The sequence below is a fragment of the Frischella sp. Ac48 genome (genome assembly GCF_019641635.1).
Lineage (GTDB): Bacteria > Pseudomonadota > Gammaproteobacteria > Enterobacterales > Orbaceae > Frischella > Frischella japonica.
Genome location: NZ_JAETXP010000008.1, coordinates 13,774 through 36,392 on the forward strand (window position 1 = coordinate 13,774; position 22,619 = coordinate 36,392).

Below are 22,619 nucleotides of genomic sequence, written 5' to 3' on the forward strand. Positions count from 1 at the left end.
AATACACTGTAATACAGATTATCTTATCGTGTGCGATTATCCCTGACTATCAAGGCTAGCGGATAAAATACACATCAAACCAGTAAGGTCTGCGTAATTAATACTATTTTTTGCTTTTTGGATAACTTTTGGTTTACCGTGATAAGCAACACCTAATCCAGCAATACGGATCATCATTAAATCATTCGCACCATCACCAATGGCTACGGTTTGTTCTATTGGTATATTGAATTGGTGTGCCAAATTTTGCAACGTTTTGGCTTTGAATCGGGCATCAACGATTTGTCCTTTAATCTTACCGGTTAATTTACGATTATTATTAATATCTAATTCATTAGCATAAACCGCTACTAATTTTAATTTGCTTTTTAAATGTTCAGCGAAATAAGTAAAACCACCTGAAACAATGGCAACCTTCCACTGCCGTTTATGCAGTTCTTTTACTAAAAAAGTTAAACCGGGCATTAATGGTAATTTATTTTTTATCGATTCTAAAATCGCCACATCAGCCCCTTTTAATGTAGCAACACGTTTGCGTAGACTGGTGGCAAAATCAATTTCCCCACGCATTGCTTGCTCGGTAATTTTTGAAACCAGCTCGCCAGAACCATGTCGTTTGGCTAATTCATCAATACATTCGATCTTAATTGCTGTCGAATCCATATCCATCACTAATAAACCTTCTGAATGAAGCGACGGGAGATGGTTAATACTAGCTATATCAATCCCTAATTCATTTGCGATAGATTGCGCCTTTTTCGGCATGACACCAGCAATCCGAATCACTTGATAGTTTTTGACTTGCCAAGATGAGACAATCACTATTGGCATAGCTAGCATAGTTTGAAATTTCGAAACTAGAGTTTTATCTAATTTGCGACCATAAATAATCCAACCCGTTTTACCGGCATTATAATCTAATGGTACAATCTCACAGCCATTTAGAGATAAAGGTAACACTTGCCAATTTTTAATGTTTTCTGGCAAATCGTTAAACGTTAATGTATAACCCATAATTGATTTTAAGTTTTAATTAAATATTCATTATTATTGATTAAATTATCATAACATAAGCAATAACACTAAGTCATAAAAATTGCTTGGGCAAAAATAAACCGTCTAAATTTAGTTGTTATAATTGAAGCAAATATTCAATTTAAAGTCTTATCATTTGTACATTAATGTTCATTAGAAACAGCTGTTTTAGTTTTGCCATATTTTTTATGGACATAATAGCTTGTTGCTAAAATTAAAAACCATATAGGCGTTGCGATTAAGGCTTGTCGTGTATCATTTTCAAATGTTAACAACACAATTACAAATGCAAAGAACACTAAACAAATAATACTCATCACAATGCCACCTGGCATTTTAAATAATGATTGTTCATGTAAATGCTGGCGTTTTTTACGATATTGGATATAAGATAACAAAATCATCGACCAAATAAACATAAATAAGATTGCCGAAATGGTTGTTACAATCGTAAAAGCAGCCATTACATCAGGTACCATATAAATTAACACAACCCCACTTAACAGACACATACAAGAGAACATTAATCCATTTGCTGGCACAAAACGCCGTGATAGATGTCCAAATAATGAGGGGGCATCGTTTTTCTTTGCCAAACCAAATAACATACGACTGGTTGAATAAATACCACTGTTAGCTGATGATGCAGCAGAAGTTAATACAACAAAATTAATTACACTGGCTGCTGCAGGTAATCCAATAAGCGTAAATAATTCAACAAATGGACTTTTATTCGGTGAAATAAATGTCCATGGCGTTACACTCATAATGATGATTAATGCAAATACATAAAAGAAAATAATTCGTAACGGCACAGAGTTGATGGCTCGTGGAAGATTTATACTTGGATCATGAGTCTCCGCTGCTGTTGTACCAATAAGTTCAATACCGACAAAGGCAAAAATCGCAATTTGGAAACCTGCAAAGAATCCCATAATACCATTTGGGAACATTCCATCATATTGCCAGAGGTTAGTTAAAGATGCAGTGGTATTGGTGGTTTGTGAATGATACGAAGTAATAAGCAATAAAATACCGACAGCAATGAGCGCAAAAATGGCAATAATTTTTATCATTGAAAACCAAAATTCAGTTTCACCGAACATTTTTACTGTTAACAGGTTTAATGATGCCAAAATAAAAATACAGATCAGCATAGGAATCCATGCTGGTAAACTTGGGAACCAATATTGTGCATAACCGGCAATCGCTACGACGTCGGCAATACCTGTTATTATCCAGCAAAACCAATAAGTCCAACCTGTAAAAAAACCAGCCCACGGGCCCATTAAATCTCCAGCGAAGTCACTAAAAGATTTATAGTTTAAATTTGATAATAGAATTTCCCCCATCGCGCGCATCACAAAGAAAAGGATAAAACCTATAATCATATATACAAAAATAATTGAAGGACCGGCTAAATTAATTGTTTTACCTGATCCCATAAATAAACCTGTTCCAATTGCCCCACTAATTGCAATTAACTGAATATGCCGATTAGATAAATTGCGTTTTAGTTTTTTTTCTTGTGAAGACCCAGTATTATTAATAGAATTCATGGTATCTTTGTTCCTTAGTTAATGGTTTTTTTGATTAACGCTTTGGAGATATTAAAGTTTATAAAAAGCTATTTCAATGTTTTTCTATGATATTAATTGAATTTTTAGTGTCATATTCAAAAATATAATATTGTGAAATGTATTATAAGGTTATAATGTTTTTATGAATCAAAATGAGGCTGAAATGGATCTAGGTCAGGTATTACGTAAATTAATAAAATGGAAAACAATAAGGTATTTACTTTTCATCATTATTCTAACATCCTGTCAATATCATCCTACTCAACATGGTCAACAATATACCAATGGTCAATTACCTAGGTTGTTAAACTTAGCTCAACCTCATCTGAATCGACCCATCAATATTGATAGTTACTTGCAGCAAGTTAAACTGATTGAGCAATATTCACCTTCATTATTTAACCAAAATAAGGCAGTATATGATGCAATTAATCAATGGATTATCGAAGGTTTAGCAACAAATCAATTCAATTTTGTCGGATTAAGTACTTATCAGTTACAAGGTCAAGATAAGTGGGGAAATGTGCATTTAACTGGTTACTATACACCTGTGATGAAGGGACGGCGTACCCCACAAGGGCGGTATCGTTATCCTCTATATGCAAAACCAAGGAATTTTTCTACGCGATTACCATCAAGATTAGAAATTTATGATGGCGCATTAGACGGTCAAAAGCTAGAAATTGCCTATACCGATTCTTTGATTGATAATTTTATTATGGAAGTACAAGGTAGTGGTTTTATTGATTTTGAAGATGGTTCACCACCTATATTTTTTGGTTATAATGGTAAAAATGGTCATCCCTATAAAAGCATTGGACGATTATTGATTGAGCAAGGTAAATTCCAACGCGGAAAAGTATCGATGCAAGCGATAAAAGCTTGGGCAAAAGAACAAGATGAGCAAGTGGTAAAAAATTTATTGATTCAGAATGCTTCAACTGTTTTCTTCGAACCCCAACAACATGCTCTAGTCATTGGTTCAACGGGGGTACCATTAATCGCTAGAGCTTCAGTCGCCTCAGATCAATCGATAATACCAGCAGGTTCAGTATTACTCGTTGATATACCGTTACTCGATGATAAGGGAATTTATCAAGGGCAACGAGAATTAAGATTAATGATTGCTTTGGATATAGGGGGAGCAATTAAAGGTCAACATCTAGATATTTATCAGGGAATCGGTGAGCAAGCAGGGAATTTAGCCGGTTATTACAATCATTATGGTCGAGTATGGTTATTGGCACCACCCAAAAATAGTCACCTATTATCTCCAGTCTTAACAAGGACTTGAAAAACTTATGATAATATTGACTTATTTGAGATGATCAATTTCACTTATTATTAACTGATAATTTAGCGCTTTATAAAATAAAACCCCGATAGTTTCGGGGTTATTTTTATTAGTTGGTAATTAGAGTCACTTTTTAAGCATCACGAGTCGTGACGATAAATAAAAGCCGGTTAGCTAATTTTCATACCTGGTTTAGCACCACTATCTGGTGATAATAAATATAAGCCAGCATTATCTTGTGTACCACTGGCACAAAGCACCATGCCTTGTGAAACGCCAAAACGCATTTTACGAGGTGCTAAGTTAGCGACCATAACAGTCAGTTTACCTTCAAGTTGTGAGGGATCAGGATAAGCACTGCGGATACCTGAAAACACATTGCGAATTTCACCATCTAAATCGAGGGTTAATTGAAGTAATTTATCTGAACCTTCCACCAGTTTTGCTTCTTTAATTAAAGCTACACGCAAATCAACTTTGGCGAAAACATCAAAATTGATGATATCTGAAATTGGTTGTTCGGCGATTGCACCGGTTGGTTGAGTGATAGTATTTAATAGTGTTTTGGTTTCTTCAATCATCTTTTCGATATTCGACATTTCAATACGGCTAAACAATGTTTTAAATTTATTAATCGTATGATTAACCAATGGTTGATCTAACGTATCCCATTGTAATGTTGTATTTAAAAACTCTTCGCTTCGTTGACTTAATGATGGAATAACTGGTGTTAAATAAGTCATAATTACTCGGAATAGGTTAATGCCCATCGAGCAAATATCTTGTAGCAATTGTTCTTGATCTGCCTGCTTTGCTACAATCCAAGGTGCTTTTTCATCAATGAAACGATTTGCTTCATCGGCTAGTGCCATAATTTCACGAATGGCTTTACCTAGTTCACGTGTTTCATAATGTTCACCAATAATAGAGGCCTTTGCAATAAACATATCATACAGATCTTGATCTAAAATGTATTGTGATAGTTTGCCATCAAAACGCTTATGAATAAATCCAGCACAACGTGAAGCAATATTTACTACTTTGTTAACAATATCGCTATTAACACGTTGAACAAAATCTTCAAGACTTAGGTCGATATCATCGATCGCCGCTGATGATTTGGCAGCATAGTAATAACGTAAACAATCAGGGTCAAGGTATTTTAGATAAGTATTAGCTTGAATAAAGGTTCCACGTGATTTAGACATCTTAGCACCATCAACCGTAACATAGCCATGCACGAATATATTAGTTGGTTTACGATGATCACTACCTTCCAGCATTGCTGGCCAAAATAAGCTATGGAAGTAAACAATATCTTTACCAATAAAATGATACAGTTCAGTCGATGAATCTTTTTGCCAAAAATCATCGAATGATATTGTACCTCTATGGTCACAATAGTTTTTAAACGATCCCATATAGCCAATTGGGGCATCAAGCCAAACATAAAAATATTTGCCAGGAACACCAGGAATTTCAAAACCAAAATATGGTGCATCACGACTAATATCCCAAGGCTGTAAACCAGATTCAAACCATTCCTGCATTTTGTTAGCCACTTGTTCTTGCAGAGAACCTGAGCGAATCCATTCTTGAAGCATTGATTTAAATTCTGGTAAATCAAAAAAGTAATGTTCGGAATCTTTGATTATTGGCGTTGCGCCAGAAATCACTGATTTAGGATTGATAAGCTCAATAGGACTATATGTTGCACTACAAACTTCACAGTTATCGCCGTATTGATCCGGTGATTTACATTTAGGGCAAGTACCTTTAACAAAACGATCAGGTAAAAACATCTGTTTTTCAGGATCGAAAAGCTGAGAAATAATTTTAGTTTTTATATAACCATGGTTTTGTAAGCGCTGATAAATTAATTCTGATAACTCACGATTTTCTGGGCTGTGAGTAGAATGATAATTATCAAAACTAATATTAAAACCAGCAAAATCCCGTTTATGCTCTTGCTTAACGCTAGCAATTAACTGTTCGGGGGTTATACCTAATTGTTCTGCTTTAAGCATAATTGGTGTACCATGGGCATCATCGGCACAAATAAAATAGATTTCATGACCACGCATGCGTTGATAACGAACCCATACATCGGCTTGAATATGTTCAAGCATATGACCTAAATGAATTGCACCATTTGCATAAGGCAGGGCACAGGTTACCAAAATTCTACGTTTGTCAGTCATCTTTAACACCTTCTAATTCTTGCTGATTTAGGATATATCTCTCTAGAGTGCTGATATTATGCCTTGCTTAATATTTGCGCAAGCTAAATTCCAGCTAATGATCTGTAAATACTACATCAAACATAGGATTATCGCTAGATTTGTGCCATAATTTGTTGCAATAAAATCATAAATTAATGGATTATAAGGTTAGTATCAATGTCTGTTAGAGATTTAACATCAGTTAAATTCATCTTATCTGAATTTAACCATCCAACATTAACCAAAAATTTGTTTGAGTTAAATGCAGTCAAAGAGTGTGTCTGGTTTGGGGATAAGTTAAAAATTTCTTTGGTCATGCCTTTTGTTTGGCGAAGTGTTTTTGAAATACTACAACAACAAACGACGGATATAATTATTCAAACAACGAAAGCCAAAGCCGTTCTTTGGTCAATCGAATATGATATTGCGACTTTAAAGCGTGCTAATAATCAGCATGCGGTAAAAAATATTAAAAATATTATTGCTGTAAGTTCGGGAAAAGGTGGGGTCGGTAAGTCATCTACAGCGGTAAATTTAGCATTAGCATTGCAACATGAAGGGGCTAAAGTGGGTTTACTAGATGCAGATATTTATGGTCCATCTATTCCAACGATGCTTGGTACGAGTGATCAACATCCACTGACACCTGATAATCAACATATGACGCCAATTATGGCATACGGTTTAGCTACCAATTCCATTGGATATTTGGTTGAACAGGGCAATGCAATGGTATGGCGTGGCCCAATGGCGAGTAAAGCATTGTTACAAATGCTTTATGATACGTTATGGCCAACATTAGATTATTTAGTAATTGATATGCCACCAGGAACCGGCGATATCCAATTAACCTTAGCCCAAAGTATTCCGGTAACAGCTAGTATCATTGTGACAACTCCACAAGATATTGCCTTGATTGATGCTCAAAAAGGGATTGCGATGTTTAATAAGGTCAATATTCCTACGCTCGGGATCATTGAAAATATGAGTTACCACATTTGTGAGAATTGTGGTCATCATGAAACAATTTTTGGTGAAGAAGGGGCCCAAAAATTAGCGCAACAATATCACACGCAATTACTTGGGCAAATTCCATTACACCGTTCATTACGGCAGGATTTAGATCAAGGTAAGCCAACGGTGATGAGTCATCCAACAAGTAAATTTACCGATATATATTGCCATTTGGCAGACAACATAGCTTCAATACTTTATTTCCAAGGTAAAGTGATTCTTCCTGATATTTCTGTGAAAACATTATAGTCAAGAGTAATATGCACCAAAGCGTCATAAACTATATTAACGCTTTGGTATTGCAATAAAGCTGATCAATGAACTTGCGTTTCAGCTCATAATCTTATCACGAAACATAAAAAAAACGGCGCCGAGTAAGCATAAACCCGCCCAAATATAATCTAACTTAAAGGGCTCTTTTAAAATAAAGAGTGAAAAAGGAATAAAGACACTTAAGCTAAGGACTTCTTGAATAATTTTTAGTTGTCCTGCGGAAGCGACTTGATAACCAATGCGGTTGGCAGGCACTTGTAATAAATATTCAAACAAGGCGATTCCCCAACTGACTAAAGCAGCGACAATCCATGTTTTATTATGTAAAAATTTTAAGTGACCGTACCAAGCAAAAGTCATAAAAAGATTGCTTAGGGTAAGCATACCAATCGTAATATAAATAGGATTCATAATGAAGATAATAAATTAAATAATCAAAAAAGAGGAAGACTTAACAATACCTTAACCTAATGATATTAGCCAATATATTTTAATTAAGTAATTGATAAACTTTGCCATATTATTCTATACATTGCTTTTATAACTTTTCAATCAATATAAGTCCATACTACACGGAAAAAACGTATGAATAAGCTAAAAGTTATAAAATAAGCAATCAATTTATTGATAATAGATTTAATAGGTTGTTAAATGTTAAGATTAGCTTAAATTATGAGTCATCACATTTTTAACGTTTTGAAAAATATGATTTTATTTATGTAATCTTGATAATCAACTACCGAAAAAAAATCGAAATTAAAGTTAAATTTATCAAACCAGTGACTATCTGCTAAAATGGGGACAGATTAAAAATTTGTTCGGAGTCAAATAAATGAGATTATGCGATCGTGATATTGAAGCATATTTAGCTGCAGGAAAACTAAAAATCACCCCTCAACCACACCCTAATAGTATTAATGGTGCAACAGTTGACGTAAGGTTAGGCAACCGATTTCGAACTTTTCGCGAACATACCGCCCCTTATATTGATTTAAGTGGTCCAAAAGAAGATGTTTCCTTAGCACTTGAACGAATTATGGGTGAAGAAATTATTTTAGCTGACGACGAAGCATTTTATTTGCATCCAGGCGAACTGGCGTTAGCGGTAACATTAGAATCAGTATCAATTCCAGATACTTTAGTCGGTTGGTTAGATGGTCGTTCATCGCTGGCTCGTCTTGGATTGATGGTGCATGTCACCGCACATCGTATCGATCCAGGATGGGATGGTCAAATTGTTTTGGAGTTTTATAATTCGGGTAAATTGCCGTTAGCCTTAAGGCCAAATATGACAATCGGTGCCTTGAGCTTTGAGACATTAAGCGGTCCAGCAGATCGGCCATATAATCGTCGTCAAGATGCTAAATATAAAGGGCAACAAGGCGCAGTCGCGAGCCGAATAGATAAAGATTAAGTGTGTGGAATGAGGGAAGTAAGATGGTTAAGAAGTTATTATTGACATTGTTAATTCTAATTGTATTAGTTATAGCCGGTATTATCGCTTTAGTGGTATTTGTCGATCCAAATAATTTCAAAGGCTATATATCTGAAACAGTTAAAGATAAAACAGGTTATGTGTTAACAATAGAGGGGGATTTGCGTTGGCATGTTTGGCCCCAAATTAGTATTTTGACTGATTCAGTCCGTTTGGTCGATGAAGGAGCAAAAAAACCATTATTAACTGCTGATAATATGCGTCTTGATGTTGAATTACTCCCTTTATTTTCCAAACAATTAACTGTTAAAAATGTATTGGTAAAATCCGCTATTATCAATATTTCAGATGACAGTAAAGGACAAGTGGCCCAGAATGGTAAACCAACCACAACCGTTAATCAAAAAACTGAACAAAATACCGACGCGAAAAAACCATCAAATTGGCGATTTACTCTTAATAAGTTAGATATTGTTGATAGCACCGTTGTTTACCAAAAGGATAAAGATATTATTAATTTTAGAAATATTGACCTTTCGGTGACACAAAAAGATGAAAAACACGTTTCGATTGATTTTAGCGGCAGTGTCAATCGTGATCAGAAGGATTTCATTTATGCTTTAAATGCCGATGTTAATTTGGTTCATTTCCCAGAAAGTGCAGAAGTCGTATTAAATAAGTTAGATTATAATTATAAGGGCGTTGGGGAGGCAGCTGATCAATTAAAAGGGCAAGTCACGGGAACTTTTAATTATCAGAAAACACCAATGACCATGCATAGTAATGATTTTGCTTTAATTTTAAATGGCAATAAGATTACCGGCAAATTGCAAGCTAACCTTGATAAAAAACCTTACTTTGAAGGAATATTTACTGCCGACAAATTTGATTTAACACCATTTACTAACCCTAATAAAATCTCTGATAATGTAAATACCGAACAACTATCACGAAAACAACCAGTTGTAACATCGACGCCGGCTAAAGGAAATGAATTATCATTTTTAAACAATTTTGATGCAAAATTTAGCCTGAGTGTAAATGAGGTCTTATTTAAAAAATTAGTAATTAATCAATTAGTGGTTAATCTATCCAATAAGGATGGTATAGCAACAATTGAAAAAGCAGATTTTGATATTGCTAATGGGCATATTAATGCCAAAGGGATTGCCAATGGCAAACAGTCGACCACTTTAATCAAATTAGCGACAAAAATCACTGATATTGATCTAGGCAGTTTATTAAGTCAATTAGAGATGGTGAATAATTTAAAAGGACAACTTAATGCCAACGGTAATGTCGTATTAACCAGTATTAATCCAGATAATATCATGAAATCATTGACTGGTGATTTAGGTATGGCGGTAAATAACGCCCGTTTTGATAATATTAATTTACAACAAATTGTGCAAGATGCTGTTGCAAAATTTTGGAAAAAGGCTGTATCTTCAGATGATTATCAAAAATATACCTCTTTGCATGAACTCAGTGCAAATGCCACTTTAGCTAATGGTGATATGAATCTTTCTGAGATTAAGGCTGCATCATCCACGTTAGACATGAATGGGAGTGGTCGAATTGGTTTAGATAAACATGATTTAGATATTAATTTATTAGTTAAAATTTTAGGTGGTTGGAATCAAGATAGTAAGACTATCCAAAAGTTACAAAAGGTTGAAATACCATTACGTATTCATGGTAAATTTGATCAATTACAATATCAAGTGAATACTGATAAATTGGTTAGCGATGTGTTTAACGACAAAATTCAAAATGAGCTTGAGCGTCTGAAAGATCGTCTAAATAATAAGCTTAAAGATACTTCAAGCGATACAAAAAATAATGATGCATCAGATAATAATGGTGATGATGAGAAGGAAAAAGTGAAAGATTTAATAGGTAGTTTTCTTAAGAAAAATAAATCAAAGAATAAAGAGTAACGATTTTAATCTTAATGTAATTATTTATACAATAAAGCCACATAATTAATTATGTGGCTTTTTATTAAATAAAAAAGTGTTAGCTAGTACTGGAGAATTGTAAAATTAAATATCAACTATTCGAAAATAAGCTACCGTTATGATTTAAAGTTATGTTATTCATTATTCACTATTTTACCATTTATAAAAGATGATATTTTATATTAAAAATGCCAGCTTTAACCTGTTATCCCGACTGATTTAATTTAACTATTTCACTGCCTAATTTGTTAAAATTATGATATAATTTCAGATAAATTTATTTATTTTTATCAAGAGAGAAAGTGGTTCTATGACCGAAGTATCAACAACAGAACTCGCCAGAGAAATTACACCTGTTAATATAGAAGAAGAATTAAAAACATCTTACCTTGATTATGCAATGTCGGTGATTGTAGGACGTGCATTACCTGATGTCCGCGATGGTTTAAAACCCGTTCATCGACGTGTACTTTTTGCGATGAATGTTTTAGGTAATGACTGGAATAAAGCTTACAAAAAATCTGCGCGTGTTGTCGGTGATGTTATCGGTAAATATCACCCTCATGGTGATACCGCGGTTTATGATACGATTGTCCGTATGGCGCAACCTTTTTCATTACGTTATATGTTGGTTGATGGGCAAGGTAATTTTGGTTCGGTTGATGGTGATTCTGCTGCGGCAATGCGTTATACCGAAATTCGTATGGCAAAAATTGCTCATGAATTATTAGCCGATCTGGAAAAGGAAACAGTTGATTTTGTCCCTAATTATGATGGTACAGAACAAATACCGGCAGTGTTACCAACGAAAATACCTGCATTATTAGTTAATGGCTCCTCTGGTATTGCTGTGGGTATGGCAACCAATATTCCACCACACAATTTAGCCGAAGTCATTAATGGTTGTTTGGCATTTATCGAAGATGAAAACATCACGGTTGATGGTTTAATGGAGTATATTCCAGGACCAGATTTCCCGACTGCGGCAATGATTAATGGTCGCAAAGGTATTGAGGAAGCTTACAAAACGGGTCGAGGTAAAATCTATATTCGATCAAAAGCGGAAATTCAGGTTGATGATAAAACCGGACGTGAAACCATTATTGTTCATGAAATTCCTTATCAAGTTAATAAAGCAAAACTTATCGAAAAAATCGCTGAATTGGTAAAAGATAAAAAAATAGAAGGTATTTCGGCATTACGTGATGAGTCTGATAAAGATGGTATGCGTATTGTTATTGAGATTAAACGTGATGCCGTAGGTGAAGTTGTTTTGAACAATCTTTATTCTTTAACGCAACTACAAGTTACCTTTGGGATTAATATGGTTGCCCTTTATAAAGGACAACCTAAATTGCTTAACTTACGCGATATGATTGAAGCGTTTGTGCTACATCGTCGCGAAGTGGTGACACGTCGTACTATTTTTGAGTTGCGTAAAGCGCGCGAACGAGCCCATGTTTTAGAAGGTTTAGCTATTGCATTAGCAAATATCGACCCGATCATTGAGTTGATACGTGCCGCAGCAACTCCAGCCGAGGCGAAAGCTAAATTATTGGAAAAAGCTTGGCAATTAGGTAATGTCGCTTCAATGCTTGAAAAAGCTGGTAACGATGCTGCTCGCCCAGAGGATCTTGCTCCTGAATATGGGATTCGGGATGGTTATTATCATTTATCTGATGCGCAAGCTCAGGCAATTTTAGAATTACGTTTACATCGTTTAACTGGGCTTGAGCACGAAAAAATTCTCGATGAATATAAACAATTATTGACGCAAATTGCTGAACTATTGCATATTTTGGCTAATCCTCAGCGTTTAATGGAAGTTATCCGCGAGGAATTAGAAAGTGTTAAAGCGCAATTCCAAGATGCCAGACGGACAGAAATTACCGCAAGCAGCGCTGATATCAATATTGAAGATCTCATTGCTCAAGAAGATGTGGTCGTCACACTTTCACATCAAGGATATGTTAAATATCAGCCATTATCTGATTATGAAGCACAACGTCGTGGCGGGAAAGGTAAATCAGCAACTAAAATCAAAGAAGAGGATTTTGTTGAAAAACTTCTTGTTGCCAATACACACGATACTATTCTTTGCTTCTCAAGTCGAGGGCGCTTGTATTGGATGAAAGTTTATCAATTACCAGAAGCTAGCCGTGGCGCAAGAGGGCGTCCGATCATCAATTTACTGCCGTTGGAAGCAAATGAACGCATTACGGCCATTTTACCAGTTAGAGAATTTGATGATGAACATTGTGTCTTTATGGCGACAGCACAAGGCACGGTTAAGAAAACATCACTGAGCGAATTTAGTCGTCCACGTAGTGGAGGCATTATCGCTATTAATTTACGTGATGATGATGAATTAATTGGGGTTGATTTAACTAATAATGATCCGTTGTCAGTGATAGAAGATGACGAAATCAATGACGATGTTATCATTGAAGAGATTGAATCTGAAGATGAGGAAACAACAGAAATCTCTACTACGGAAGATATCATGTTATTTTCTGCTAATGGTAAAGTTGTTCGTTTCCCTGCTAATAAGGTACGTGCTATGGGGCGGACTGCTGCTGGTGTTCGTGGTATAAAACTTGATCATGATGACAAAGTCGTATCTTTAATTGTACCTCGTGGCGATGGTGCGATTTTAACGGCTACCCAAAATGGTTATGGTAAACGAACCGAACAAGCGTCTTATCCGACAAAATCACGAGCGACTAAAGGTGTTATCTCAATTAAAGTCAGTGAACGTAATGGTCAAGTCGTGGGTGCAGTTCAAGTCGAAGAAACGGATCAAATCATGTTGATCACTGATGCTGGAACATTGGTAAGAACACGAGTTAGCGAAGTGAGTATCGTGGGTCGAAATACGCAGGGTGTAACGTTAATTCGTACTGCTGAAAACGAAAAAGTTGTCGGTTTACAGCGTGTTGCTGAGGCTGAAGATGACAGCGAACTTAATCAAAATGATGAGGAATAATGCTCATCCCCGTTTGAATAGAGCAATAAAAGATTACTGTGAACAGATCTTTTATCAATAATTATCGGAAAGGGAAAGATATGTCATTAATTTTAAAAAAATTTAGTAAAAGTCTCGCTTGGCAAATATTGTTTGCTTTAATTTTTGGAGTTATTGTTGGTACATTATTACACAATATTTCTGCCTCAGCTCATCCATTAAATAGTTATTACCAATTCATGATCGAGAATATTTTTGGACCAGCAGGGAAAATCTTTATTAAATTGATTAAAATGATCGTGTTACCGATTATTTTAAGTACCTTAACATTAGGCATTGCTGGTTTAGGTGGCTCTAAACGATTAGGTACGCTTGGTTTTAAAACTATTTTATATTTTGAGATTATTACCACAATTGCGATTTTATTAGGTTTATTATTTGGTAATTTATTTTGCCCTGGAGAAGGTGTCAACTTAGAACAATTGACTCAAGCGGATGTTTCAACCTATATTTCAAAAAGTGCCGAAATGAGTGAAAAACCGCATGGACTCATCGTCATGATTTTGGATATGATTCCTGCTAATATCTTTAACGCCATGACAAATGGTGAAGTATTACCGGTTATTTTCTTCTGCGTATTCTTTGGTTTAGGGCTAATGAATTTACCAGATAAACAACGCCAGCCGTTTATTGACTTCTTAAAAGTCATTTCTGATACCATGTTTAAAGTCACTAATATGATTATGCTTTATGCGCCAATAGGCGTCTTTGCTTTAATGACGGTAACGATTGCTAAATATGGTTTCGCATCATTAATACCATTATTACAGTTAGTTGCTTTGGTATATTTAGCGATGGTGGTTTTCACACTGGTTGTACTCGGATTCGTCTGTAAGTTATGTCATTTCAATATTTTTATGTTACTAAGAATTTTAAAAGAAGAGTTAGTTATTGCTTTTTCAACCGCAAGTTCTGAAACGGCATTACCGAAGATTATCGAGAAAATGGAAGCGTATGGTGCACCAAAATCAGTAACTAGTTTTGTCATTCCTACCGGTTATTCATTTAATCTTGATGGTTCAACACTTTATCAAAGTATTGTCGTGATATTTTTGGCACAATTATATGGTATTGATTTATCGATCATGCAGCAAATTATTATCGTTATTACTTTAATGATTGCTTCAAAAGGTATTGCTGGTGTACCAGGTGCGTCAATCCTAGTTCTTGCTGCAACACTTGGCAGTGTAGGAATTCCTTTAGAAGGTATTAGCTATATTATGGGTGTTGAACGTATTTTAGATATGGGACGTACTGTTGTTAATGTCGTCGGCAATGCATTGGCAGCAATTGTTATTGCTCGTTGGGAAGGATTGTTTGATGACAAAAAAGCCCGAGAATATGAAAAAGAATATTTCTTAGCAAAATAATATTATTGTGATAAAAACCAGCTTAGCTGCTGTATTAGAATAAGCAAGTTGGTTTAGAGCTATTCTAATTTTGTTTAGTATTTTTAATTAATTCTTTTATTTGTGTAGTGATTATTTCGGATCTTAATATCTGAAGTGCTATATCTAACACATATTACCAATATTTAAATCGAGGGCTAGCGAGCCCTCAATGTACTCTGTTATCCCCCACAAAATAGATGACTACGATATATATTTTAAACAATAGTAATTGTTTCGGTATTGATAGTTGGCGTACTATATTTAACATTCTAGCAATCCTAAATTAAGGGCTAGCGAGCCGCCGATGTGATCTGTTATCCTCATAAACTAGATGACTGAGTTACATATTTTAAACAATAGTGAATGTTTCGAAGGTTAATATCTGATGTGCTATATCTAACACGTATTACCAATACTTAAATCGAGGGCTAGCGAGCCCTCTATGTACTCTGTTATCCCCACAAACTAGATGACTGAGTTACATATTTTAAACAATAGTGAATGTTTCGAAGGTTAATATCTGATGTGCTATATCTAACACGTATTACCAATACTTAAATCGAGGGCTAGCGAGCCCTCGATGTACTCTGTTATCCCCACAAACTAGATGACTGAGTTACATATTTTAAACAATAGTGAATGTTTCGAAGGTTAATATCTGATGTGCTATATCTAACACATATTACCAATATTTAAATCGAGGGCTAGCGAGCCGCCGGTGTACTCTGTTATCCCCACAAACTAGATGACTGAGTTACATATTTTAAACAATAGTGAATGTTTCGAAGGTTAATATCTGATGTGCTATATCTAACACATATTACCAATATTTAAATCGAGGGCTAGCGAGCCCTCAATGTACTCTGTTAACCCCCACAAAATAGATGACTACGTTATATATTTTAAACAATAGTAATTGTTTCGGTATTGATAGTTGGCGTACTATATTTAACATTCCAGCAATCCTAAATTAAGGGCTAGCGAGCCGCCGGTGTACTCTGTTATCCCCATAAACTAGATGACTGAGTTACATATTTTAAACAATAGTGAATGTTTCGGTATTGATAGCTGGCGTACCATATTTAACATTCTATCAATCCTAAATCACGGGTTAGCGAGCCGTCGATACTCCTCTTGTTAACAAATTTTTTCAATAAGCTTTTATATCAGTTTTATACGCGTAATAACGTGGTGATAGTTTAAAAAGGTACTTAAAATAAGCCAAGTGGGAAATTAGCTTTAATACCGTATAACCATGTTACGAGGTATAATAAAAAGAATCAAAACCACCTAATCAGGTGGTTTTGTGGTTCGAATATCAAATTGCCAGTAATATTAGTGGTAAATAGTAATTAACCTAATAACAGTGTATCATCAGTCACTTCTTCGCCACGCGTTTTTTCAAACTTTGTAAGTAAGTCAGCAACAGTTAGTTTTTGGCGTTCTTCACCAGATACATCTAATACCACTCTACCTTGATGTAGCATTACAGTACGTGTACCATAATGTAAAGCTTGTTTCATTGAATGGGTCACCATCATTGTCGTCAATTTATTTTCTTTAACAATTTGATTAGTTAATTCTAAAACAAACTGAGCTGTTTTTGGATCTAATGCGGCAGTATGTTCATCAAGCAATAAAAGCTTAGACGGTTGTAAGGTTGACATCAATAGGCTTACTGCTTGTCGTTGCCCTCCTGATAGCAATCCCATCATATCTGATAAACGATTTTCTAACCCAAGATCTAAAACTCTCAATTTTTCTCGGAATATGTCAGTCATTTTATGATTTAACGCTGGTATTAAACGGCCTTTTTTACCACGATTATAAGCAAGAGCCAAGTTTTCTTGGATGGTTAAATTACCGCACGTACCTACCATTGGGTCTTGAAAAACCCGTGCGACTAAACCCGCTCTACGCCATGCGGGTAAATGGCTGACATCTTTTTCATTGATAATAACATAACCGGAATCAGCAATTAAATCACCACTGATAACATTTAATAGCGTACTTTTACCCGCACCATTACTACCAATAACCGTAACAAATTCCCCTTCTTTAATATTGAGGTTCAAACCACGTAATACATGATTTTCTATCGGTGTATTAGCATTAAAAGTAAGTTGCAACTCTTCGACTTTTATCATGCGGATTTACCTCTTTTGCTTTTCCATTTTTTTAACTGTTTTGGTAATACCAACGCTAAAACCACTAAGATAGCCGTGATCAAATTTAAATCTTCACTGCCAATACCAATATCTTTTAATAGTTCATTACCTAAGGCTATCGCAATAAATAAGCGATATAAGATCGAACCAAAAATGACGGATAACGTGATTGCCCACATCCGTTTAGCTGAGAAGATGCTTTCACCCAGGATAATTGATGCAAGACCAATAACAATCGTTCCAACACCGATAGTAATATCAGCGCTTCCTTGTGTCTGGATAAATAATGATCCACCCAATGCAATTAAGCCATTAGAAATCGCCATACCTAAAATGACCATTCGACCAGTTGCAATACCTTGAGCTTTTGCCATACGTTGATTGGTACCTGTAGCACGTAATGCTAAACCTTTTTGAGTATTAAGAAAGGCGTTTAATAAAAACCAAATAGCGATCACGAATATGAAAACTAGCAGTGGTTGTACAATATATTGATTGGTAGCATCCTCATTAATAAACGGACTAAAAATAGTATTAGTACTAAGCAGGGGTAAATTAGGTGATCCAACCCAAGTATCCATTTCATCATTAAGGTATTTACCTAGTCCTAAGATCCGTAAATTAATGGAATAAAGACCAATCATGACAATAATACTGGATAGTAACTGTAAAATATTTAAACGGACATACAACCAACCAGTCATGATTCCAGCAATACAACCACCAACAGTACCAAAAAATGTTGCAAGCCATGGATTGATGCCTAAGTATAAACATAAACCACAAATTGCCCCCCCTAACGGGAAACTAGCATCAGCGGTCAGATCAGGGAAATCTAACAACCGAAATGAAATAAATACCCCAAGACTCACAATGGCGTAAATGAGGCCTATCTCTAACGAACCGAGAAAAAATTCAAATGACATGAGTTATATATCCTAATGAATTTGCTTATTAATGGATTAATAAGCAATAAAACAAATTAATTAATCAATCAATCAATAATTTTAGCCGCCATTTGTAATACTTCATCAGAAAGTGTTACACCTTGTTTTTCAGCTGCTTTAGGATTAATGACCAATTGGGTTACCTCACCAACTTGTGGCGCGATATCACCAGCTTTTTCACCATTTAAAATACGAATCACCATTTTACCTGCTTGACGACCTAAATCATAATAACTCATTCCTAAAGCAGCAGTAGCGCCACGAGCTGCAGAATCTGGATCTGATGCAATAAGGGGAATTTTTGCTTCGTTTGCGACTTTAACCAATGATTCATAAGCGGAGATAACATTATTATCGGTTGTCGTATAAATTAAATCTACTTTACCTTTTAAACTGCGTGCCGCGGTTGGAATATCTGAAGTGCGTTGAGCTGGCACAGAAATAATTTTGATATCGTGTTTAGCTAAGCGTTGTTGTAATTGCTTTAGTACAATTGTGGAATTAATTTCGCTTGGAGAATAGACATAACCAATCGATTTTGCTTCAGGTTTAATTTTTAATATCATATCAATTTGGGCATCGAGTGATAATGCATCGGATACACCTGTGATATTGGTTTTCGAAGGTTGCCAGCTCGGTGTTAATTTTGCAGCTACAGGATCTGTTACGGCGGTAAAAATAATCGGAATCGTTTTGGTTGTTGCTGCTAAGGCTTGGGCACTAGGTGTCGCAATGGCAACAATCACATCAGGTTTACTAGCAGCATATTGTTTAGCAATTTGCGCAGCATTGGCACTACTTCCTTGTGCGCTTTGATATTGTAGTTTTAAATTTTCACCATTAATATAAGAATTCGCTTTTAATTCATCTTCAACGCCTTTTCTCACATTATCTAATGCTGGATGTTCAACAATTGCAGTAATGGCAACATATTTAACATCTTTATCAGCAGCCCAACTATTAAACGGTGATATGACTAAACAAAAAGCTATACTTATTATGGAAAGCAATTTAATTTTTAAATGGCTCATTTTATTTTCCTGTAAAGTTATAAATACAACAGTAATTTAATAATGACTACTATAGTATAAATTTAGCTGTTTATCTAGCATTGAAACAAAAACATGTTGTAACATTTTATTTACACTATTATCAATACTAGTGATTTTATCAACTTTAATTGGTTTGATTATCTATTAGGCTTACTTGGTTGATTGCAAGTTGTAATAATCGTTTAGGATATAAAGTATTCAGCGTAAGTTAGTTTACTTACACTGATTTTAGATTAGGGTAACAAAAGAATGGGTGAAAATTAATTTTCAACAACCACTTTATAAGCTGACTGAATTACCTCTGGAGCAATTTTAATACCTAAACGTTTAGCCGCCACAAGATTAACAATTAAACGCAACTCCTTGCCAATTTCAGGCGTGATATTACCGACTTTTTCGCCTTGTAGAATTCGCGCAACTAATTTGCCAGATTGTCGACCTACGTCATAATAGCTCATACCAAACGCAGCGGTAGCTCCGCGTTCAATTGCATCGGGAAACGATGCTAAGAGTGGGATTTTGGCTTCATTTGCGACTTTCACTAAGGATTCGTATGCTGAAACAACATTATTATCGGTCGTGGTATAGATTAGATCCACTTTGCCAGCTAGACTTTTGGCTGCAGTTGGAATGTCTGCCGTTCGTTGAGCAGGAACGGCGATAAATTTAATTCCTTGTGCTGGTAATAATTCTTTTAACTGTTTCAAAATGATAGTTGAGTTAATTTCCCCAGGGCTATAGACATAGCCAACCGATTTTAAATTGGGAACAATTTTTTTCATAAAGGCAATTTGAGGTTCGACTGCTTGATAATCTGATACACCAGTAATATTGCTGCCAGTAGGTTGCCAGTTTTTTATTAATTTTGCAGCAATAGGATCGGTAATGCCAGCAAAAACCAACGGGATTGTTTTTGTTGATGCGGCAACGGCCTGTGCACTTGGTGTCGCGATAGCAACAATCACATCGGGTTTACTGGCAACAAATTGTTTAGCGATTTGCGCAGCATTGGCACTACTTCCTTGTGCACTTTGGTACTGAACGATTAAATCTTTACCTAATTGATAGCCTTGTGCACTAAGCTCGTCTTTAACTCCATCTCTAATTTGGTCTAAAGAAGGGTGCTCGACAATTGCGGTTATTGCAATATGTTTAACATCGCTTGCATATACACATAATGAACTGGTTAATATTATACCTAAAAATAATTTTTTTAAAAAAAGGTTAATCATAAATATCTCTATACTAGTACAATAATGATGCATTGTAACGAGATTACAATTAAATGTTAAGTGTTTTATCAGTTCAAATATTTTTGTTTATATTCCTCAACTAGTTTATTCGCTTCGGCAATTTGTTCAGTAGATAATTTTATTCTGATTAATTTTAATAGTTGAGTCGCATCCTTTTCACCATTTAATTCTGATAATGTTGCCCAAGCGTAAGCTTTTACCATTGATGAAGAATTATATTTATCATTCGAATGATATAACAGGCTAGCTAAATTATATTGAGCTAAAGCATTATTTTTTTCAGCTGCAAATTTAAACCATTTTAAAGCGCTAGCATATTTTTTTTTGTCTTGATAAATGGTAGCTAGTTTATTTGCCGCAAAACTATTCCCTTGATAAGCTTTACTAGTATACCACTCAATTGCTTTATGGGGTTGGTTAAAATCATTTTCATAAATATTACCAATGGCATTAAGCGCATCATCATCACCATTCTCAGCTGATTTTTCATACCATTTTAAAGCGAGAGCTAGATTTTTTTCTATCCCTCTACCTTGATAATAAGCATTAGCTAAATTATATTGAGCAATTGTTTCACCTTGTTCGGCTGCTTTTTGATACCAATAAAATGCTAAACGTAAATCTCGTTTAACACCGTAACCATTATCATATAAATTAGCTAAATTATTTTGTGCATATTCATTTCCTTGGTGGGCGGCTTTATCATAATAAATGTAGGCTTTATAATAATCAGGCTTGATTGCCCCATAACCGTACTGGTAAAAATAACCCATTCTAAATTGCGCGTTGGCATAATTTTGTTCGGCTGCTAGTTGATACCATTGTATGGCCTTATTAGAATCCTTTTCCACACCTGTACCATATTCATATAATATTGCTAAGTTATTTTGCGCAATCGGTTGATCTTCCATGGCCGCATTACGGTACCAATAAAAGGCTTTGGAATAATCTTGTTCAGTGCCTTTACCTACATCGTACATGTAACCGACATTAACCATTGCCGTGATATTGCCCGCATTAGCAGCTTTTTCATACCAATAAAAGGATTTTTTTTCATCAATTTCAGTTCCGTAGCCATAGTTATACATTCTTGCCAAATTTAATTGACTGAGTGTGTTATTCAGTTCTGCTCCTTTTGTGTACCAAGCAAATGCCTTTGCATAATCTTGTGTTACTGCTGTACCCTCTTCATAGAGTTCGGCTAATAAATTCATCGCCCGTGTGTATTTTAGTGCCGCAGATTTTTCATACCATTGCATCGCTTTTTGAATATCCAACTCACAACCACGACCATATTGATACATTAAACCTAAATTGGCTTGGGCTATACTATTACCCAGTTCGGCAGCTTTTTCATACCAAAATAACGATTTTTGATAATCTTTAGTAACATATTTACCTATCTCATAGAAATACCCCAAGCTATTCATGGCATCGCTATTATTTAATTCGGCGGCTTTTTCATACCAATAAATGGCTTGTGATGCATCGATATCTTGATAACTATTCCCTTCCGCATAAATGACGGCCAATTTAAACTGCGCGTAACTATTATTTTGATTGGCGGCAGCTAAATAATAGGGTAAAAAATCATATTGGTGATTATTCTGCTCCACTTGTTGTAAAGTATCTTTTAAAGGATAGGCTTTTTGAAACCAATACCAAGCTTGGTCAAGATTTATCTGTGTTCCAATACCATTTTCATAAAAATAGGCCAGATTAAAGGCAGCAGGTTGATAACCTTGAATGGCGGCTTTTTGATACCAATAAAAAGCTAATTCTTTCTCATGAGCAGTTGCTACGTAATTATCATTTCTCAGAGCTAGCTCAAACATCTCCTTTGGGTCAGTAATATTCTGTTGCTCAATCGGGATATCGATGATCTGATCTTTTTCAATATTCGCAAAAGCCAAAGTTGGGAGTAAGTTAATAATTATTAAAGTTTTAATCAATAAATTAGGCATAGCAT

General features: G+C 35.2%; 15 protein-coding genes. 6 read left to right on the plus strand and 9 right to left on the minus strand.

Features of this window, described 5'->3' with window-relative positions; genetic code table 11:
• Window positions 1-36: 36 nt before the first annotated feature.
• Window positions 37-1,014, minus strand: a complete 978-nt coding sequence (gene serB / locus JMI89_RS04605; RefSeq protein ID WP_187754377.1) for a phosphoserine phosphatase — start codon at window positions 1,012-1,014, stop codon at window positions 37-39.
• A 164-nt stretch (window positions 1,015-1,178) separates the two neighbouring features.
• Complete coding sequence (gene cycA, locus JMI89_RS04610) at window positions 1,179-2,594, minus strand: D-serine/D-alanine/glycine transporter (RefSeq protein WP_220679438.1); 1,416 nt, start codon at window positions 2,592-2,594, stop codon at window positions 1,179-1,181.
• A 214-nt stretch (window positions 2,595-2,808) separates the two neighbouring features.
• On the opposite strand from cycA, the gene mltA reads away from it, so the two are divergent.
• Entirely contained in the window at window positions 2,809-3,909 is a 1,101-nt protein-coding gene (gene mltA, locus JMI89_RS04615) for a murein transglycosylase A (RefSeq protein ID WP_220679459.1), read from the plus strand.
• Window positions 3,910-4,079: 170 nt separating this feature from the next.
• Here the strand turns inward: mltA and metG are convergent, their stop codons facing one another.
• Entirely contained in the window at window positions 4,080-6,110 is a 2,031-nt protein-coding gene (gene metG, locus JMI89_RS04620; protein ID WP_220679439.1) for a methionine--tRNA ligase, read from the minus strand.
• Window positions 6,111-6,308: 198 nt separating this feature from the next.
• Between metG and apbC the strand changes: the two genes are divergently transcribed.
• Window positions 6,309-7,394: an iron-sulfur cluster carrier protein ApbC gene (gene apbC / locus JMI89_RS04625; RefSeq protein WP_220679440.1), complete on the plus strand. Its 1,086-nt coding sequence runs from the start codon at window positions 6,309-6,311 to the stop codon at window positions 7,392-7,394.
• An 81-nt stretch (window positions 7,395-7,475) separates the two neighbouring features.
• Here apbC and JMI89_RS04630 read toward each other — a convergent pair whose 3' ends face one another.
• Window positions 7,476-7,829 carry a DMT family protein gene (locus JMI89_RS04630; protein ID WP_187754381.1) on the minus strand — a complete coding sequence of 118 codons (354 nt, stop codon included), beginning with the start codon at window positions 7,827-7,829 and terminating at the stop codon, window positions 7,476-7,478.
• Between the two features lie 421 nt (window positions 7,830-8,250).
• Here JMI89_RS04630 and dcd point away from each other — a divergent pair, with 421 nt between their 5' ends.
• The 4 genes from dcd (at window position 8,251) to gltP (ending at window position 15,209) form a co-directional block, all read left to right on the plus strand.
• On the plus strand, window positions 8,251-8,832 hold the full coding sequence (dcd, locus tag JMI89_RS04635; protein WP_187754382.1) for a dCTP deaminase: 582 nt from the start codon (window positions 8,251-8,253) through the stop codon (window positions 8,830-8,832).
• A 23-nt stretch (window positions 8,833-8,855) separates the two neighbouring features.
• Complete coding sequence (asmA, locus tag JMI89_RS04640) at window positions 8,856-10,793, plus strand: outer membrane assembly protein AsmA (protein WP_220679441.1); 1,938 nt, start codon at window positions 8,856-8,858, stop codon at window positions 10,791-10,793.
• A gap of 331 nt (window positions 10,794-11,124) precedes the next feature.
• Window positions 11,125-13,800, plus strand: a complete 2,676-nt coding sequence (gene gyrA, locus JMI89_RS04645; RefSeq protein ID WP_220679442.1) for a DNA topoisomerase (ATP-hydrolyzing) subunit A — start codon at window positions 11,125-11,127, stop codon at window positions 13,798-13,800.
• Window positions 13,801-13,880: 80 nt separating this feature from the next.
• Entirely contained in the window at window positions 13,881-15,209 is a 1,329-nt protein-coding gene (gene gltP / locus JMI89_RS04650; protein ID WP_187754385.1) for a glutamate/aspartate:proton symporter GltP, read from the plus strand.
• A gap of 1,373 nt (window positions 15,210-16,582) precedes the next feature.
• On the opposite strand, the gene JMI89_RS04655 is transcribed toward gltP, so the two are convergent.
• The 5 genes from JMI89_RS04655 to JMI89_RS04675 all read right to left on the minus strand — a co-directional run bounded on the left by JMI89_RS04655 (window position 16,583) and on the right by JMI89_RS04675 (window position 22,614).
• Window positions 16,583-17,377, minus strand: coding sequence for an ABC transporter ATP-binding protein (locus JMI89_RS04655; RefSeq protein WP_220679443.1), 795 nt, complete (start codon window positions 17,375-17,377; stop codon window positions 16,583-16,585).
• Window positions 17,374-18,324, minus strand: a complete 951-nt coding sequence (locus JMI89_RS04660; protein ID WP_187754387.1) for an ABC transporter permease — start codon at window positions 18,322-18,324, stop codon at window positions 17,374-17,376. Before JMI89_RS04660 ends, JMI89_RS04655 begins: the two co-directional genes overlap by 4 nt.
• Before the next feature lie 68 nt (window positions 18,325-18,392).
• A complete protein-coding gene (locus tag JMI89_RS04665) occupies window positions 18,393-19,376 on the minus strand; it encodes an ABC transporter substrate-binding protein (RefSeq protein WP_220679444.1) in 984 nt (327 codons plus the stop codon).
• Window positions 19,377-19,657: 281 nt separating this feature from the next.
• Window positions 19,658-20,629: an ABC transporter substrate-binding protein gene (locus JMI89_RS04670; protein WP_220679445.1), complete on the minus strand. Its 972-nt coding sequence runs from the start codon at window positions 20,627-20,629 to the stop codon at window positions 19,658-19,660.
• A 68-nt stretch (window positions 20,630-20,697) separates the two neighbouring features.
• Window positions 20,698-22,614 carry an SEL1-like repeat protein gene (locus JMI89_RS04675; RefSeq protein WP_220679446.1) on the minus strand — a complete coding sequence of 639 codons (1,917 nt, stop codon included), beginning with the start codon at window positions 22,612-22,614 and terminating at the stop codon, window positions 20,698-20,700.
• Window positions 22,615-22,619 lie beyond the last annotated feature (5 nt).

Excerpts from the sequence above, each read along its gene's own strand:
- serB (WP_187754377.1), bottom strand. The coding sequence starts at position 1,014 with ATGGGTTATACATTAACGTTTAACGATTTGCCAGAAAACATTAAAAAT.
- cycA (WP_220679438.1), bottom strand. The coding sequence starts at position 2,594 with ATGAATTCTATTAATAATACTGGGTCTTCACAAGAAAAAAAACTAAAA.
- metG (WP_220679439.1), bottom strand. The coding sequence starts at position 6,110 with ATGACTGACAAACGTAGAATTTTGGTAACCTGTGCCCTGCCTTATGCA.
- apbC (WP_220679440.1), top strand. The coding sequence starts at position 6,309 with ATGTCTGTTAGAGATTTAACATCAGTTAAATTCATCTTATCTGAATTT.
- JMI89_RS04630 (WP_187754381.1), bottom strand. The coding sequence starts at position 7,829 with ATGAATCCTATTTATATTACGATTGGTATGCTTACCCTAAGCAATCTT.
- dcd (WP_187754382.1), top strand. The coding sequence starts at position 8,251 with ATGAGATTATGCGATCGTGATATTGAAGCATATTTAGCTGCAGGAAAA.
- asmA (WP_220679441.1), top strand. The coding sequence starts at position 8,856 with ATGGTTAAGAAGTTATTATTGACATTGTTAATTCTAATTGTATTAGTT.
- gyrA (WP_220679442.1), top strand. The coding sequence starts at position 11,125 with ATGACCGAAGTATCAACAACAGAACTCGCCAGAGAAATTACACCTGTT.
- gltP (WP_187754385.1), top strand. The coding sequence starts at position 13,881 with ATGTCATTAATTTTAAAAAAATTTAGTAAAAGTCTCGCTTGGCAAATA.
- JMI89_RS04655 (WP_220679443.1), bottom strand. The coding sequence starts at position 17,377 with ATGATAAAAGTCGAAGAGTTGCAACTTACTTTTAATGCTAATACACCG.
- JMI89_RS04660 (WP_187754387.1), bottom strand. The coding sequence starts at position 18,324 with ATGTCATTTGAATTTTTTCTCGGTTCGTTAGAGATAGGCCTCATTTAC.
- JMI89_RS04665 (WP_220679444.1), bottom strand. The coding sequence starts at position 19,376 with ATGAGCCATTTAAAAATTAAATTGCTTTCCATAATAAGTATAGCTTTT.
- JMI89_RS04670 (WP_220679445.1), bottom strand. The coding sequence starts at position 20,629 with ATGATTAACCTTTTTTTAAAAAAATTATTTTTAGGTATAATATTAACC.
- JMI89_RS04675 (WP_220679446.1), bottom strand. The coding sequence starts at position 22,614 with ATGCCTAATTTATTGATTAAAACTTTAATAATTATTAACTTACTCCCA.